The organism is Mesorhizobium sp. P160927 (assembly GCF_057766385.1).
This window is the reverse complement of the sequence record NZ_JBYMDW010000001.1, coordinates 5,574,530-5,589,294: the sequence shown is the minus strand read 5'-3', so window position 1 is coordinate 5,589,294 and position 14,765 is coordinate 5,574,530. Positions and strand designations below refer to the sequence as shown.

General features: G+C 65.5%; 14 protein-coding genes. 7 read left to right on the top strand and 7 right to left on the bottom strand.

The features are described from left to right. Positions 1-75: 75 nt before the first annotated feature. Together AC3CB8_RS27400 and AC3CB8_RS27395 are read right to left on the bottom strand one after the other, a co-directional pair. A complete protein-coding gene (locus AC3CB8_RS27400; protein ID WP_023781408.1) occupies positions 76-1,485 on the bottom strand; it encodes an ATP-binding protein in 1,410 nt (469 codons plus the stop codon). Continuing rightward, entirely contained in the window at positions 1,482-2,198 is a 717-nt protein-coding gene (locus AC3CB8_RS27395; RefSeq protein ID WP_023770316.1) for a response regulator, read from the bottom strand. Before AC3CB8_RS27395 ends, AC3CB8_RS27400 begins: the two co-directional genes overlap by 4 nt. 279 nt (positions 2,199-2,477) lie before the next feature. Between AC3CB8_RS27395 and AC3CB8_RS27390 the strand changes: the two genes are divergently transcribed. From AC3CB8_RS27390 to clpS, 4 genes are all read left to right on the top strand, one after another. Continuing rightward, positions 2,478-2,777: a hypothetical protein gene (locus AC3CB8_RS27390; RefSeq protein ID WP_023781409.1), complete on the top strand. Its 300-nt coding sequence runs from the start codon at positions 2,478-2,480 to the stop codon at positions 2,775-2,777. A 38-nt stretch (positions 2,778-2,815) separates the two neighbouring features. Beyond that, positions 2,816-3,109, top strand: a complete 294-nt coding sequence (locus tag AC3CB8_RS27385; RefSeq protein ID WP_023770314.1) for a hypothetical protein — start codon at positions 2,816-2,818, stop codon at positions 3,107-3,109. A 166-nt stretch (positions 3,110-3,275) separates the two neighbouring features. Beyond that, positions 3,276-3,590 (top strand): hypothetical protein, encoded by a 315-nt coding sequence (locus AC3CB8_RS27380; protein WP_023770313.1) that lies wholly within the window; start codon positions 3,276-3,278, stop codon positions 3,588-3,590. Positions 3,591-3,720: 130 nt separating this feature from the next. Further along, positions 3,721-4,026, top strand: coding sequence for an ATP-dependent Clp protease adapter ClpS (clpS, locus tag AC3CB8_RS27375; protein ID WP_352567259.1), 306 nt, complete (start codon positions 3,721-3,723; stop codon positions 4,024-4,026). A gap of 98 nt (positions 4,027-4,124) precedes the next feature. Here the strand turns inward: clpS and AC3CB8_RS27370 are convergent, their stop codons facing one another. Genes AC3CB8_RS27370 through AC3CB8_RS27355 form a run of 4 tightly spaced genes read right to left on the bottom strand, consistent with a single transcriptional unit; the run spans position 4,125 to position 11,043 of the window. After that, positions 4,125-6,197, bottom strand: a complete 2,073-nt coding sequence (locus tag AC3CB8_RS27370) for a hypothetical protein (protein WP_352727216.1) — start codon at positions 6,195-6,197, stop codon at positions 4,125-4,127. A gap of 57 nt (positions 6,198-6,254) precedes the next feature. Next, positions 6,255-9,077: a DUF4159 domain-containing protein gene (locus tag AC3CB8_RS27365; RefSeq protein WP_023770310.1), complete on the bottom strand. Its 2,823-nt coding sequence runs from the start codon at positions 9,075-9,077 to the stop codon at positions 6,255-6,257. Continuing rightward, entirely contained in the window at positions 9,074-10,039 is a 966-nt protein-coding gene (locus AC3CB8_RS27360) for a DUF58 domain-containing protein (protein ID WP_352551856.1), read from the bottom strand. Before AC3CB8_RS27360 ends, AC3CB8_RS27365 begins: the two co-directional genes overlap by 4 nt. Then, positions 10,039-11,043 carry an AAA family ATPase gene (locus AC3CB8_RS27355; protein ID WP_023770308.1) on the bottom strand — a complete coding sequence of 335 codons (1,005 nt, stop codon included), beginning with the start codon at positions 11,041-11,043 and terminating at the stop codon, positions 10,039-10,041. The genes AC3CB8_RS27360 and AC3CB8_RS27355 overlap by 1 nt, the downstream gene beginning before the upstream one ends. A gap of 158 nt (positions 11,044-11,201) precedes the next feature. On the opposite strand from AC3CB8_RS27355, the gene AC3CB8_RS27350 reads away from it, so the two are divergent. Genes AC3CB8_RS27350 through AC3CB8_RS27340 form a run of 3 tightly spaced genes read left to right on the top strand, consistent with a single transcriptional unit; the run spans position 11,202 to position 13,722 of the window. After that, a complete protein-coding gene (locus AC3CB8_RS27350) occupies positions 11,202-11,831 on the top strand; it encodes a DUF1285 domain-containing protein (RefSeq protein WP_023770307.1) in 630 nt (209 codons plus the stop codon). Beyond that, positions 11,831-12,463 carry a CoA pyrophosphatase gene (locus AC3CB8_RS27345; RefSeq protein WP_023770306.1) on the top strand — a complete coding sequence of 211 codons (633 nt, stop codon included), beginning with the start codon at positions 11,831-11,833 and terminating at the stop codon, positions 12,461-12,463. The genes AC3CB8_RS27350 and AC3CB8_RS27345 overlap by 1 nt, the downstream gene beginning before the upstream one ends. Continuing rightward, positions 12,460-13,722 carry a CCA tRNA nucleotidyltransferase gene (locus AC3CB8_RS27340; protein ID WP_352595410.1) on the top strand — a complete coding sequence of 421 codons (1,263 nt, stop codon included), beginning with the start codon at positions 12,460-12,462 and terminating at the stop codon, positions 13,720-13,722. Before AC3CB8_RS27345 ends, AC3CB8_RS27340 begins: the two co-directional genes overlap by 4 nt. Positions 13,723-13,771: 49 nt before the next feature. Here the strand turns inward: AC3CB8_RS27340 and AC3CB8_RS27335 are convergent, their stop codons facing one another. Next, the gene (locus AC3CB8_RS27335; protein ID WP_023794089.1) at positions 13,772-14,758 is read right to left on the bottom strand and encodes a S8 family serine peptidase; all 987 of its coding nucleotides are present in this window, start codon (positions 14,756-14,758) and stop codon (positions 13,772-13,774) included. Positions 14,759-14,765 lie beyond the last annotated feature (7 nt).

Sequence of the window (14,765 nt, the reverse complement as noted above, 5' to 3'; positions counted from 1 at the left end):
TTGGGAAGACATGCACAAAGACAAAGACTAAAGCGCGTCGCCTGATCCGCTTCGGCGCGCTTAGGCGGCTACGTCCTAAGCCGCCATCGGCAGGCGCAACTCCGTCAGCAGGCCGCCGTCCGGATGGTTGGACAGGCGCACTTCACCGCCCGCCGCGCGCGCGATGTTGCGGGCAATGGTCAGCCCAAGCCCGAGGCCGCCGGTCTGGCGGTTGCGGGACTGTTCGAGGCGGACGAAGGAGCCAAAGACGGCGTCGATCTGGGCCTGGGGAATGCCCGGTCCCTCGTCACGGATGGCGAGCGTGATCGTGCCGTCCAAGCGGCTGAGGCTGAGATGCGCCTGCTTGCCGTAGGTGACGGCATTCTGCACCAGATTGGTGACACAGCGCTTGAGCGCCACAGGCCGCGCCATGCAGATCAGGCCGCGCGGGCGGATGTCGTCATTGTCGAAGGACACCGTCTCGTAGCTGTCGGCGACCGATTCAACGAGCGACCAGAAATCGATCCGTTCGGCCTTCTCTTCCGTGACCTCGAATTTGGCGAAGTCTATCACCGAACTCGCGATGCTTTCGATGTCGGCGAGATCGTGGGCGAGGGCCTGGCGCGCCGGTGATCTGCGCAACAGCTCCAGGCGCAGCCGCATCCTGGTCATCGGCGTGCGCAGGTCGTGCGCGAGGGCCGCCGCCAGGTGCTCACGATCCTCGACATATTCGCGCAGCCTCCCCTGCATGGCGTTGATCGCCTTGGCGGCGGCGCGCACCTCGCGGCTGCCGCTCTCGGCGATCGGCGGGCTCTTGAGGTCGTTGCCGATCCGGTTGACGGCGGTTTCCATCATCCGGTAGGGCGCGGTCAGCCGGCGCAGCGACCAGATCGACATGATCACCACCAGCCCCGCGATCAGCGAATAGAGCGGCAGGCTATCGACGCTCAGGATCGGGCCGACGGGCGTGATCGGTTCGGTGAAATTCAGCCATTGGCCGTCGGCGAAGCGCAGCGAAGCCGTCAGCTTGTCGCTCTGGGCGAAATCGGCGGCCAGCACCAGAAGATCCCGCTCGACCTGGCCGATCTCGGGTCCCGGCGCCGCGCCGCCGGCATCGTCGGCTTCGCGCGTCGCCGGATCGCGCCGCACGCGCGCGTCGGTGATGCCGAACTTGGACAGTCGGCCGACGAGGATGTCTTCGAGTTCGGCCAGTTCGTCGTCGCCGGCGATCGAGGAGGTGACGGCGGGCGTGTCCGAGACGGTGAGCGCGTAGGTGGAGTTGAAAAGCCCGGTCGCCGTCGCCTTGCGCTCGTCCGGCGTGGCGTCGTGCATCAGCTGCACGAGCGAGAAGGCGCGGTCGTTGAGGCGGTAAAGGTCGACCACGTCATTGGCGGCGGCGCGGTCGCGCGATACGATATACAGCGTCGCGACCTGACTGATCAGCAGGCCGGCAATGACGATCAGCAGCACCCAGACAGGCAAGGTCTGCGGCAGGAAACGTCTCATTCGGAGGTCGTCTCGGGCAGGAACTGATAGCCGCCGCTGCGCACGGTGAGGATCAGTTTGGGCGTCTTGGGATCATCTTCCATCTTGCGCCGCAGCCTGGAGACAAGGATGTCGATGCTGCGATCGAAGGAATAGTCACTGTCGCCGCCGGAGAGTTCAATGAGCTGATCGCGGGTCAGCACGCGCTGGGCGCTCTTGACGAAGGTCTGCAGGAGGTTGAACTCGGCCATGGTCAGTTCGACCCTGACGTCGTCAGGCGCGGTCAACCGCCGCCGCGAGCAGTCCATCGTCCAGCCGGCGAAGTGGTAAATCTGCTTGGTGGTGGCGCGCTTGGGCTCGGCGGCGCCATTGCGCCGCAGCACGGCGCGGATGCGGGCCAGCAATTCGCGCGGGTCGAAGGGTTTGGGCACATAGTCGTCGGCGCCCATCTCGAGCCCGACGACGCGGTCAGTCGTCTCGGTGACGGCGGTCAGCATGATGATCGGCGTCGAATACTGGGCGCGGATGTCGCGGCACAGTTCCAGCCCGCTCCTGCCGGGCAGCATCACGTCGAGCACGATCAGATCCACCTGCGTGCGGCGCAGGATGGTTTCCATCTCGGTGCCGTCGGCGGCAACCGAGGTGTGCAGGCCCCGCTTCTGGAAGAACTCCTGAAGCAGGTCGCGGATGCCCTTGTCGTCGTCGACGATGAGTATGTGTGTCTCGGATTTCACAGCTGCCCTGTCTGGTTTGCCGGCCACGCCATTCTTTGCTGGTGAGCCACACGATAGAATTCGGGCCGTATGTTGGCCAGTGCCTTGCTTTTCAAGGAAAAATGAATACCGCCTTCTCCACATGAAGCAACGGCCAGATTGGCGTGGCCTGGCCAGACACAATCCAGAAACAAAATTCTACAATCCGGAAAAACTCCTGAAAAGGTAGGCCGGCATAACGGTGCCGTGGCGGTCAGGTCATCGGCTGCGACGCTAGTCTCCGGGTTAACGGATAAACCGATGCCAAGATTGTCGATCAGTTCGTTGGGAGTTTTGCTGGGCCTTGGCCTGCTCACTGCCGCTGTCGGCCAATCCGATGCAAAGGCGCCGCTGACCCGGAGCGAACGGTGCGCCAATCTCAGCCACCAATTTGATGAAGCCCTCGAAACCCATGCCACGGCAACGCAGGTCACCGCGGCAAAGGCACTTCAGAGAAAGGGTAACCGGTACTGCGCCGCCAAGAAACAGGCGCAGGGCATCCGGATGCTCGCCAATGCTTTGAAGCTGCTTGGAGTGACACCGAACGACCCGGTCCAGTGACACTCAAAACGACCCGTACAAAAAAGGAAAACGAAGCCATGAAGAAATCCCTCCTGTCCGCCCTTGGTCTCGCCGTCGCTCTCGCCTTCTCGATGCCCGTTCTCGGCAACGCTGCCGCGACCACGACCGCTGCCCCGGCCGCTGCCACCACGACCACCGCTCCGGCTGCTGCCGCGACGACCACCGCTCCGGCCATGGCTGCTCCGAAGAAGGTCGCCAAGAAGACCGTCTGCAAGGTGACCAAGAAGCACAAGTGCCCGGTCAAGAAGGCCCCCGCGATGGCGGCTCCCGCGAAGGCGGCCCCCGCGAAGGCTGCTGCCAAGAAGCCCTGATCAGCTTCGAGGTTAGTTCTAGCAAGGCCGCCCCAGCCGCAAACCGGCTGGGGCGGCCTTCTGCCAAGGGCACTGTCGGTCGATGAGCTGACGCCGGCGGCTTCCAGCCGCGCATCTCGATCGTGCTTAACCCGTTTGCAATGCCGGCCCTGTAGGACCAATCCGCATGAAGAAGCGGCTTTCGTCCATTTTTCGCTCCATGGTGATCGGCGGCCTGGTTGCCACCGGCGTCGCCAGGGTGCTGATTCTGCTCACCGCCAGCCCCGTGCCGGACCCTGCAAGCGGGCGCACCGAGCCTTCGCTGTTCGCACCGGCGATTTCCAGCAACTGGGATTACATCACGCCGGTGCAGGCCTGGCTTTTGATCGTGCTCGCCGGCGTGACGCTGATCTGCGTTGCCGGATGGCCGATCGCGGCATGGCTGGAACGCCGGGCCGATGGGGACGAAACGCGCCGCGTCTTCGGCCGTCAGGGCCGTTGAACCGCGACCGACAATTCCCCACATGATCCTGGGAGGACCGGGCCCGCCCGCCGACGGTCAGTAAATGGACGATCACTGCCGCCCGCGGCAAAATGCGGACTTCAGCTGATCGCGAAAACAGTCGGTTCGAATGCCTGAAATCACCACAAAACCGCGCACCAAGGTCAAGCTGCGGACAGAGCGGCCGAAGCTCTACAAGGTCATTCTCGTCAATGACGATTTCACGCCGCGCGAATTCGTGGTGACGGTGCTGAAAGGCGAGTTCAAGCTCTCAGAGGACCAGGCGCACCGGGTCATGATCACCGCGCACCAGCGTGGCGTCTGCGTGGTCGCGGTCTTCACCAGGGATGTCGCCGAGACCAAGGCGACGCGGGCCACCGACGCCGGCAAGGCCAAGGGCTACCCACTGCTGTTCACGACGGAACCGGAGGAGTGAGGAGGGGCTCGTCATAGTCTTGGTTTCGACAATTGGCGAAACCATTCGCGACAGCGTCTTTCTCACCGTATACGGGGAGAAAGAAAGAGCGCACCGCTCTACCGTCCCTCGCGGTACCACATCGAACCCATCGCCAGGAGCAACAGGCCGAGGCCGAGGAAGCCGCCGAACAGCGGCACGCGCGACACGGCCTTGAGCACACTGTCGTCGGTGGTGCGCAGGCCGATCCAGTCGCTGCCCGACGCCTCGCCGGCCGAGCGCACCGGCACGATGGAAGGCAGCGTCACGTCGCTGGCCGTGGCGGACGCCAGCCGGCGCACGCTGCCGCCGGTGGCTTCCGCCGGCGCCTTCAGCCGCTCCTGCGTGGAGACGACGTCGGCGAATTCCGGAGCGTTGACCGGTCCGACATGGGCAAGCGCGGTGAGATCGCCATTGGCAACCTGGAAGAGGCCGATCTCGCTGGTCTGGACGCTGCCGAGGAAGACGCCGGGCTCGGACTTGTCGAGCTTGACGGTGAGCGTCTTGCCGGAGGGGGTGATGATCTGCGCCGGGCCCGGATCGTCGGCCATGGTTTGGCGGCGGATCTCCAGCACCATGCCGCGTCCTTCGGCGGTCAGCCGCTCTTCCTCGAGCTCGGGCTCCTTCATCAGCCAGTGGGCGATGCGCCGGTAGAGCTGGACATGCGGGCCTCCGCCCTCGAAGCCGCGCGCCCACAGCCAGCCCTGGTCGGACAGAAGCATGCCGACGCGGCCTTCGCCCTTGCGGTCGAGCAAAAGCAGCGGCCGGTTATCGGCGCCCTTCATCACCACTTCGCCCTGCGGATTCTGCACGCCGATGGTGCGGAACCAGCGGCTCCAGTGCGGCGGCTCGGTGGCCGAACCGTCGAGGCCACGCGTCACCGGGTGACGCTGACCGAGTTCGGTGAGGCGGGGATAAAAGGCCTTGTCGACAACCTCGCCGGTCGGCATGGCCGGCAGCGCCGACATTAGCGGCGTGCGTGCGATCGAAGCCTCGCCGGCATATTCGGGACCGGCGGCGATCAGCAGCGCGCCGCCCTTTTCGACATATTCGGAGATGTAGTCGTAATAGAGGATCGGCAGCACGTCGCGGTGCTGGTAGCGGTCGAAGATAATCAGGTCGAAATCCTTGATCTTTTCGACGAACAGCTCGCGGGTCGGGAAGGCAATCAGCGACAATTCGTTGATCGGCGTGCCGTCCTGCTTCTCCGGCGGCCGCAGGATGGTGAAATGGACGAGATCGACCGAGGCGTCGGATTTCAACAGATTGCGCCAGGTGCGCTCGCCCGCGTGCGGTTCGCCCGAAACGAGCAGAACGCGCAGGTTCTCGCGGATGCCGTCGACCAGCGCGATGGCGCGGTTGTTGGTGTCGGTCAGTTCGCCCGGTTCGCGGTCGATGGCCAGTTCGACGATATTGCGCCCAGCACCCGGGATGGTCACCTGCAGCGGCATGGCCTGGCCGACCGTGGCATGCTCGACCGAAACCTGCTCGCCATTGACCGAGACGCGCACATCGACCGGTCCGGTCTCGTTTTCGGTCGAGATGACGCGATAGCTCATGTCGAGCGGCTTGCCGACAAGGCCGAAACGCGGCGCGTTCTCGAAACGTATGCGGCGGTCCTTCTCATGGTCGTTGCCGGTGATCAGGGCATGCAGCGGGGCGTTCAACTCGGGCGTGCCCGACGGCGTGTCATGCACCTCGCCGTCGGTGATCATGATAGCGCCGCCAATGCGCGAGGGCGGCACGTCGCGGAAGGCGCCTTCCAGCGCGCCGAATAGCCGCGTTTCCGTGCGCTCCTCGGCGGCGTCGGATTTGCCGGCCTCGACGACACGGACGTCGAACTGCTTGAAGCGGCCAAGACGCTGCTGCAGACCGGACACGGCCTCGTCGGTCTGCCTGGTGCGGTCGCCAATGTCCTGGCTCTGGCTGCGGTCGACGACCAGCGCGACGACGCTTCTCAGCGGCTCGCGCTCCTCGTTGAGGAATACGGGGTTGAAGAGGGCGGCGGCGAGCGCCAGCAGGGCAACCAGGCGCAGGACCGCGCCGCGCTGGCGAAACCACAGGCCGACGAGCGCCAGCAGCGCCAAGGGTACCAGCACCAGGGCCAGCAGCGGCCAGGATAGAAGCGGTTCGAAGGAAATCGACCAGTTCATGCTCCATCCCCTCCGTTGTGGAGAGAGTTGACCGCCGTGGGGAGCAACAAGGTCATCCTACTGCCCCAGCCGTTCGAGCAGGATGGGAACATGCACCTGGTCGGATTTGTAGTTGCCGGTCAGCATGTACATCATGATGTTTACGCCGGCGCGCAGCGCGTACACCCGCTGCATCGGATCGTTCGGTATGGTCGGCAGCAGCGGGTCGCCATTCTCGTCGACCGCCCAGGCACCGGCGAAATCATTGGCGGTGATCATGATCGGCGATACGCCGTCGCCGGTGCGCACCGGCCGGTTGTCGGCATTGCTGGCATCGAGCGATGCCTCGACCCAGAGCGGGCTGCCGGCGAAGCGGCCGGGAAACTCGGGCAGGATGAAGAAGGATTTGGTCAGCACATGGTCCGACGGCACCGGCTCCAGTGGCGGCACGTTGAGGTTGCCGAGGATGTCGCGCAGCCGCTCGGTCGCCGGGCTGGTGGAATCGGCGCCGATGCCGTTGGCGAACTGGTCGCGGGTGTCGAACAGCACGGTGCCGCCCTGCTGCATATAGGCGTCGATGCGGGCGATCGCGGCCGGGCTCGGCATCGGTGCCGCCGGATCGACCGGCCAATAGATCAGGGGATAGAAGGACAGTTCGTCCTTCGAAATGTCGACGCCGGCCGGTGCGCCCGGTTCGAGTGCCGTCTTCTCGATAAGGAAGCGGGTCAGACCCTCGAGCCCGGCGCGGCTGATCGAATCGACACCCGGGACGCCGGTCAGCACATAGGCGATGCGGGTTTTTGAAATCGCCTCGATAGCAACCTGATCGCCCGGCTTGGCATCATCGGCGCGCGCGATATCGGCATGGCCGAACAATGCGCCAAGCGCGATCAGCACGGCGGCCGTGGTCGCGGCCGCACCGGCACGGCGCGGCCGGCGCGAAAACAGGCCGCCCATCCACAACACCGCCAGCGTGTCGAGCAGCATCAGCAACAGAGCCGCCGCGACCAGCGCGCCCTTCAGGTTGCGCGATTCATCGAAGGCGTACTGGACGGTGGTAACAGGCACCGTCACTTGCGGGCGCGCCAGCGGGGCGAAGGTGCTTGAGGCGTCGAGCAGATTGTGGGCGAAGACGCCGGTCTCCGAGCCATAGAGGCCAGGCGGGTTCTCGAAGGTGACCGGCAGTGGTCCCGCGCCCGGCACCAGCGGCCTTGCATCCGGTGTCGGCGGCACCAGCGAGCCGTCGGCCGCGATCATCCGATAGGGTGCCAGCGACGTCGCGGCGGCTTCGGCATTGGCGATCGCCGCGCCCTGGTTGCGCGACAATTGCACGATGCGGCGCAGCATCTCCACGAAGCTGCCCGAGATCGGCAGGTTCGACCACGTCGCCTCGGGCGTGACATGGAACAGCACCAGCGTGCCCTTGCCCTTCTTCAGCCCGGTCACCAGTGGCGTGCCGTCGGCAAGGGCCGCCCAGGTGCGCTCAACGATGTCGGGTGTCGGTTCGGCCAGCACCTGCCTGGTCACCGTGACCTCGGTCGGCGGCGCCAGGTCGGCGAAGGGGCCGGCCTTGGGAAATTCGGTGACTGGCTGCGGCGAGGTCCATGACAGCGCGCCGCCGAGCGAACGCTCGCCGGTGCGCAGGCGGACCGGCAGCAAATCGTCGTCATTGCCGGCGGCGGCCAGCCGCGAGCCGGCGAAACGCACGAGCGTGCCGCCATTGTCGACCCAGTCGACCAGTCTTTGCCGGACCTGTGCGGGAATGGTGCCGATATCGGCCATGACGATCATCGCCGGCTTCTGGTCGAGGATCTGCGGGATGGCGTCGGCGAGATCGGCGCTGGAGGGCTCGACCAGATCGGCGAAGGGCTGCAGCGCGCGCTTGATGTAGTAGAGCGGCGACAGAAGTGGCTGCGCCTGGTCGGCTTCGGCTTGCGACAACAGCCCGACGCGGCGGCGTTTGGAGCTTTCGTCGAGCACGCGCACGGCACCCGCATGCCGTTCGCCATCGAGCGCGATCGAGGCGAAGTCGTTGCGCAATTCGAACGGCACCGCCATGGTGCCGGTGGCCGTGGCTTCGCCCGGCGCGAAGGTCAGGGTCGCATCGGCGATGCGGCGGCCCTTGTCGTCGAATGCGCCGGCGGTGACCTGCGCCGGGGCGGGATCGCCGGGCGCGCGGATAGCGGTCAAACCAAAGCCATCAACCTGGTTTTCGGCTAATGTCAGGCCAGTCAGCGACAGCCGGTCGGCCACCGCCCAGACGATGCGGGCGGCATTTTTCGACAACAGCGTGTTGAAGGCGGCCTCGTCGCCCTTTGCCGCTAGGCCATCGGCCAGCACGGCGACGCTGGCGCCGGGCATGGTTTCCAGCATGCCGGCGACGCGGGCATAGACGGCGGGCCGGTCGGTGGGGATCGGCCGCGGCTTGGCGGCGCGCAGCCGGTCGAGCGCGGCGGCGGCATCGAAGGGGCCGATCTCGGCATTGGGCTTTTCGGCGGTGAAGGCGACGACAACAGGCACGCCGTTCGAGCCGGCGTCGTTGATCAGCCGCTCGGCGGTGGCGACGCGCTTGTTCCAGTCGGCGGCGCTTGCCCAATCATTGTCGATGACCAGGGCAAGGGCGGCACCCTCGGCCGGCAGCTTTTCGCGCGGGTTGAACACCGGTTCGGCCAATGCCGCGACGACGAGGGCGGCCATCAGCAGCCTGAGCAGCGTCAGCCACCAGGGGCTGCGCCGCGGGGTTTCCTCACGCCTGAGCACACGGGCCAGGATCTTGAGCGGCGGGAACACCTCGGTCCGCGGCTTTGGCGGGGTGAGCCTCAGCAGCCACCAGATCACCGGCAGCGCCAGCAGGCCCCACAGCACCATGGGGGCGCCGAAGGAGAGCGGCAGCCAGCTCATGCGACCGCCTTTCCAGGCTGATCGCCCTTGGCGATCAGCCTGGGCTGATCGCCGGCAATCATCCCGGTATGCCCGCCATCGGCGGTCATCGCCATGTGCAGGCGCACCAACGCGTCGGACGCGAGTCGGTCGGTGTGGTTGACGGTAAAGCTCCAGCCAAGCCGCTTGCACCAGCCGGCCAGCTCCTGGCGGCGAGCGGTATAGAGCAGGCGGTATTCATCGGCCAACATCTCGGCGCGGCCGGCGGTCAGCTTGTCGCCGGTCTCGGGATCGGTGAACTCGGTGCGGCCGGCATAGGGGAAGGTTTCCTCGGCAGGGTCGGCGACTTCGATCAGATGGGCGCGCACGCCATGGCGGGCGAGCACGTCGAGCCAGGCCATGGTTTCCTCGACAGGGTCGAGGAAATCGCTGACGATGACGATGTCGCAGAAGCGCCTGATGTCGGAGAGATCGGGTTTTGCCGGCAGTTCGCCGGCATGCATGAGCTGGGCGGCGATGCGCTCGGCGCCGTTGCGGGCGGTGAATGGATCGGTCAGATCAGGCCAGGCGATGCGTTCGCCGCTGCGTGACAAAAGCTCGGCCATGGCCAAGGCCAGCACCAGCGCGCGCGATTGCTTGGAAACGCCGGCTCCCGTCGATTTGTAGAGCATGGACGGCGAGGGGTCGGCCCACAGCCAGACGGTGTGGGCGGCTTCCCATTCGCGGTCGCGCACATAGGTGTGGTCGTCGCGGGCCGAGCGGCGCCAGTCGATGCGCGAGGCGTCGCCTTCGACATAGGGCCGGAACTGCCAGAAATTCTCGCCGATGCCGCGCTTGCGGCGGCCATGCCAGCCGGCGATCACGGTGTTGACGATACGGCGTGCCTCGACCAGCAGGTCGGGAACCAGCGAAGCCCGCAACCGGCCTCGGGCGAGCGCATCGCGCGTCGCTGCCGGGGCCTGGACTTCGCCGATAGGCGCCATCAAATGCCTTTCACAAGCTTTGCCACCACGTCGCGCACGCTGGTGCCCTCCGCGCGGGCGGCGAAGGTCAGCGCCATGCGATGCTGCAGCACCGGTTCGGCCAGCGCCCTGACATCGTCGACCGAGGGGGCCAGTCGTCCGTCGTAGAGCGCGCGGGCCCTGGTGCACAGCATCAGGGCCTGGCTGGCGCGCGGGCCCGGGCCCCAGGCGACATGCTTGTCTGTGTCGGCATTGCCCTGGCCCGGACGCGCCGAGCGCACCAGGGTAAGGATCGCCTCGACGACGCTTTCGGGTACCGGCATGCGGCGGATCAGCGTCTGGATCTCCTTCAGCCGCGCTGGCTGCAGCACGTTCTGGGCTTTCGCGTCCTCGACGCCGGTGGTTTCCAGCAGGATACGGCGCTCCGCCTCGATTTCGGGGTAGAGGATGTCGACCTGCATCAGGAAGCGGTCGAGCTGGGCTTCGGGCAGCGGGTAGGTGCCTTCCTGCTCCAGCGGGTTCTGCGTCGCAAGCACATGGAAGGGGGAAGGCAGGTCGTAGCGCGCGCCGGCAATGGTGACATGATATTCCTGCATCGCCTGCAGCAGCGCCGACTGCGTGCGGGGCGAGGCGCGGTTGATCTCGTCCGCCATCAGCAGCTGGGCGAAGATCGGCCCGGAAATGAAGCGGAACGAGCGCTTGCCGGTCTCGTCCTGCTCCATGACCTCGGAGCCGAGGATGTCGGACGGCATCAGGTCGGGCGTGAACTGGATGCGGCGCGAATCGAGCCCGAGCACGACGCCCAGCGTCTCCACCAGCTTGGTCTTGGCGAGGCCCGGCACACCGACCAGAAGCGCATGGCCGCCGGCCAGCAGCGCCACCAGCGTACGCTCGACGACGTTCTCCTGGCCAAAGATCACCCGGCCAACCCCGTCGCGGATCCTGGAGATGTCGGCAAGCGCCTTCTCGGCCTCGGCGACCATGTCCGTTTCGCTGATCGGGCTTTCCTTGACCATCACGCTCATGCCGCATCGATCCCTTCGGTTGGAAATGCCATGGTTTGGAAATGCTGGCCCGCACCATACCATAGGCTGCCGCGATTCGGCCTCGCGGGGCGCCTATGGTTGAACTTAAATCACAGACTTAGGCTGACAAGCGGAACAACAGTGACTATTTCGTGACGATGAGCGAACACCACGAACATCGCCAACAAAGCCTTACGCAGGCCACCGAGGCTCGGGGCCTCGAGGCGTTGATCTCGCGCGCGGCCCGCGCCGGCAAGGGCGCGGCGCCGGTCGAGCGCTGGAATCCCGACTTTTGCGGCGATCTCGACATGGAAATCAAGGCCGACGGCACCTGGTTTTACCTGGGCACGCCGATCGGCCGGATGCCGCTGGTGCAGCTTTTCTCCTCCGTGCTGCGCAAGGACGCCGACGGCAGGACCTATCTGGTGACGCCGGTAGAAAAAGTCGGCATCCGCGTCGCCGATGCGCCTTTCGTCGCCGTCGAGATCGATGTTTCGGGCGAAGGCGAGGATCAGGTCATCACCTTTCGCACCAATGTCGGCGACGTGATCGAGGCCGGACCGGAGCGGCCGCTGCGCTTCGTCGACGAGAACGGGACCGGCGGTTTGAAGCCCTATGTGCTGGTGCGCGGCAGGCTGGAGGCGCTTGTGGCGCGGCCGGTCATGTACGAGTTGGTCGGGCATGGCGAGGAGATCGAAATCGACGGCAGGACGATGTTTTCGGTGCGCTCCAAGAACGCCGTGTTTCCGATCATGCCGGCCGATCAGTTGAAGCGGTTGAGCGCATGATGGACCAGGTCTCTCCGGCGCCGTTTTCGTCGGCGGATTTTCGCGCGCGCTTTGCCGCGCAGCCGGAGGCGCATGCCGGGGGCGACTATGGCGATCACCGCTTCAATCCCGGCCATCCGCGCCTTAACCCTGGCAAGCCGCTGCGCAACGCTGCCGTGCTGGTTCCGGTGGTCGACCATGACGGCGAGGCGACGGTTCTGCTGACCAAACGAGCCGAAAAACTCCGCAATCATTCCGGGCAAGTGGCTTTCCCGGGCGGCACGATCGATGCGACCGACGCAAGCCCGGAGGCGGCGGCGCTGCGCGAGACCTTCGAGGAGATCGGCCTTGGCAAGGATCGCATCGAGATCATCGGCCGGATGCCCGATTACGTCGCCGGCAGCGGCTATCGCATCGCGCCGGTGCTTGGCATCGTGCGCCCACATTTCCAGCTCACCCTGAACGCCGATGAGGTCGACGCCGCCTTTGAAGTGCCGCTGCGCTTCCTGATGGACGCGGCCAACCACAAGCGCGACAGCCGCATGTGGAACGATCTCGAATGGTTCTTCTATGACATGCCCTATGGCGACCGGCGCATCTGGGGTGTCACCGCCGGGATCATCCGTACGCTGTATGAAAGGCTCTATGCGTGAGTGTTTCGATCGCGGGCAGGGCGGACTGGCTCTTCGACAAGCATCTGCAGCGCCTGCTTGGCGCGCTCACCGAAGGCGGTCAAGAGGCGCGCATCGCCGGCGGCGCCGTACGCAACGTGCTGATGGGCCAGCCTGTCACCGACATCGACATAGCAACCTCTTGCCTGCCGCGGGAAACCATCCGCCGCGCCGAGGCGGAAGGGTTCAAAGCGGTGCCGACCGGTATCGAGCATGGCACCATCACCGTGGTTGCCGATGGTAAACCCTATGAAATCACCACCTTGCGCGCCGATGTCGAGACCGATGGCCGTCGCGCCAAGGTGTCGTTCGGGCGCGACTGGAAGCTCGACGCCGAGCGGCGCGACTTCACCATCAACGCGCTTTACGCGGAGGCCGATGGCCGCGTTGTCGACCTTGTCGGCGGCATCGCCGACATCGAGGCACACCGGCTGCGCTTCATCGGCGACCCGGAGGCGCGCATCCGCGAGGATTATCTGCGCATCCTGCGCTTCTTCCGCTTCTTCGCCTGGTATGGCGAAGGCCGGCCCGACGCCGAGGGGCTGAAGGCCTGCGCCCGGCTGAAGGAAGGCCTCGCCCAACTCTCGGCGGAGCGCATCTGGTCCGAACTGAAAAAGCTTTTGTCCGCACCCGATCCCTCGCGGGCGCTGCTCTGGATGCGGCAGGCTGGTGTCTTGACCGCCGCGCTGTCGGAAAGCGACAAATGGGGCATCGATGCGATCCACGGATTGACCAGGGCCGAGAAGGACCTCGGCTGGGTAGTGGATCCGATGCTGCGGCTGGAGGCGATGGTGCCGCCGGATACGGCCCGCATGAAGGCGCTTGCGGAGCGGCTGAAATTCTCGACCGCTGAAGCGGATCGCCTGCGCCATTGGTCGATGGCAACGGCAGTCGAGCCGAAGACGACCGAGGGCGAATTGGCGAAGAGGCTCTATTGCGGTGACCGCCAAGGATTTGTCGACCGCCTCCGGCTTGCGCTTGCCGCGGCGCGGGTGCGGGCCGTCGAGGACAATGAAGCGCTGCTCGAAGCTGGCGGTTTTTCGCGCCTGCTTTCCTTTGTGCTCAAATGGAAAAAGCCCGAATTTCCCTTGCGAGGCGCCGATCTGACCGCGCTCGGCGCAACGCCAGGGCCGAAGCTCGGCGAAATCCTCAAGAACCTGGAAGCGGAATGGGTCGATGCGAGTTTTACGCCCGATCGCGACGCACTGATCAAGCGCGCCGCGGAGGCACTTGAAACGTAGGCCAGAACTGCTGGTCTTCGTCGCCGGTGTTGCCCGGCGGGCCGTGCCGCTACTTGATCGACAGCGGAGCGAGGGCACGTGAAAGGCTTGCCTCGCCCTTGCCATAGACGGAGGCGCTATAGTTGGCCAGCGTGTCGGTACGGGCCGTATTCAGCAACTGGTTGGTGATCTGAGTCGGCGTTGCCTTGGTGAACTTGCTGCCCACGATGGCAGCGTAGCCGGCAACGATCGGCGCGGCGAAAGAGGTGCCGTAAAGGCCGGTCTTGTCCCCGGTGACACCCACGACAAGGAAATGGCTCTGCACAGCCTGGTTGGAGCCGGCGATGTTGGAGTACCAGGCCATGCTGGCCTTGTTCGACGGCGTGCCGTTGCTGTTGAGCGCGCCGACGAAAATCGCGGATGCCTTTCCGACCAGGGCGAGGTCAAGGTAATCCTGCTGGCCGCTGGTGACGCCGCCCACGGCAACGGCGTCGTTGCCGGCAGCCTTCGAAACCACTGCCGTTCCCCTGGTGGCATAGGAGATGATGGAGGCTTCCTCGGCGCTCCATCCGATCTGGTTGGGGCTATAACCCGCGTTGGCGTACATGCCATAGCTCAGATTGAGCACGTTCAGGCCCGGCGACAGCGCGACCGATGAACTGGTGGAAAAGTCTTTCGATCTGATGGTTGCCAAGGGCGCAACCATGCTGGCTTCTTCGCGGGTCCATTCGCCGTGGCGCTGGGTCTGCGTGCCGATGCCGAAATTGCCGCTGAACTTCGATGTGCTGGAGAAATCGTCCACGATCGTGATGGTGACGCCTTGGCCCTTGTAACCCGCACGCCATGCGGCTCCGACATCCGGGCTCATCCAACTCTGCAAGGTCTGCAATGTGGCCGCCGGCAAGGTTGCGCTCAAGCATATGGAAGCGTTCGACTGACCGCCCCTGCAGAGCGCGGATAGCGGATCCGGACCGCCAGCTTCTTGAGCCGCCGCCATGGAAGCCGGCAGAATGGCGAGGGCCGTGGCGATACCGAACTTCCAACGTGCATTTGACATGATCTTA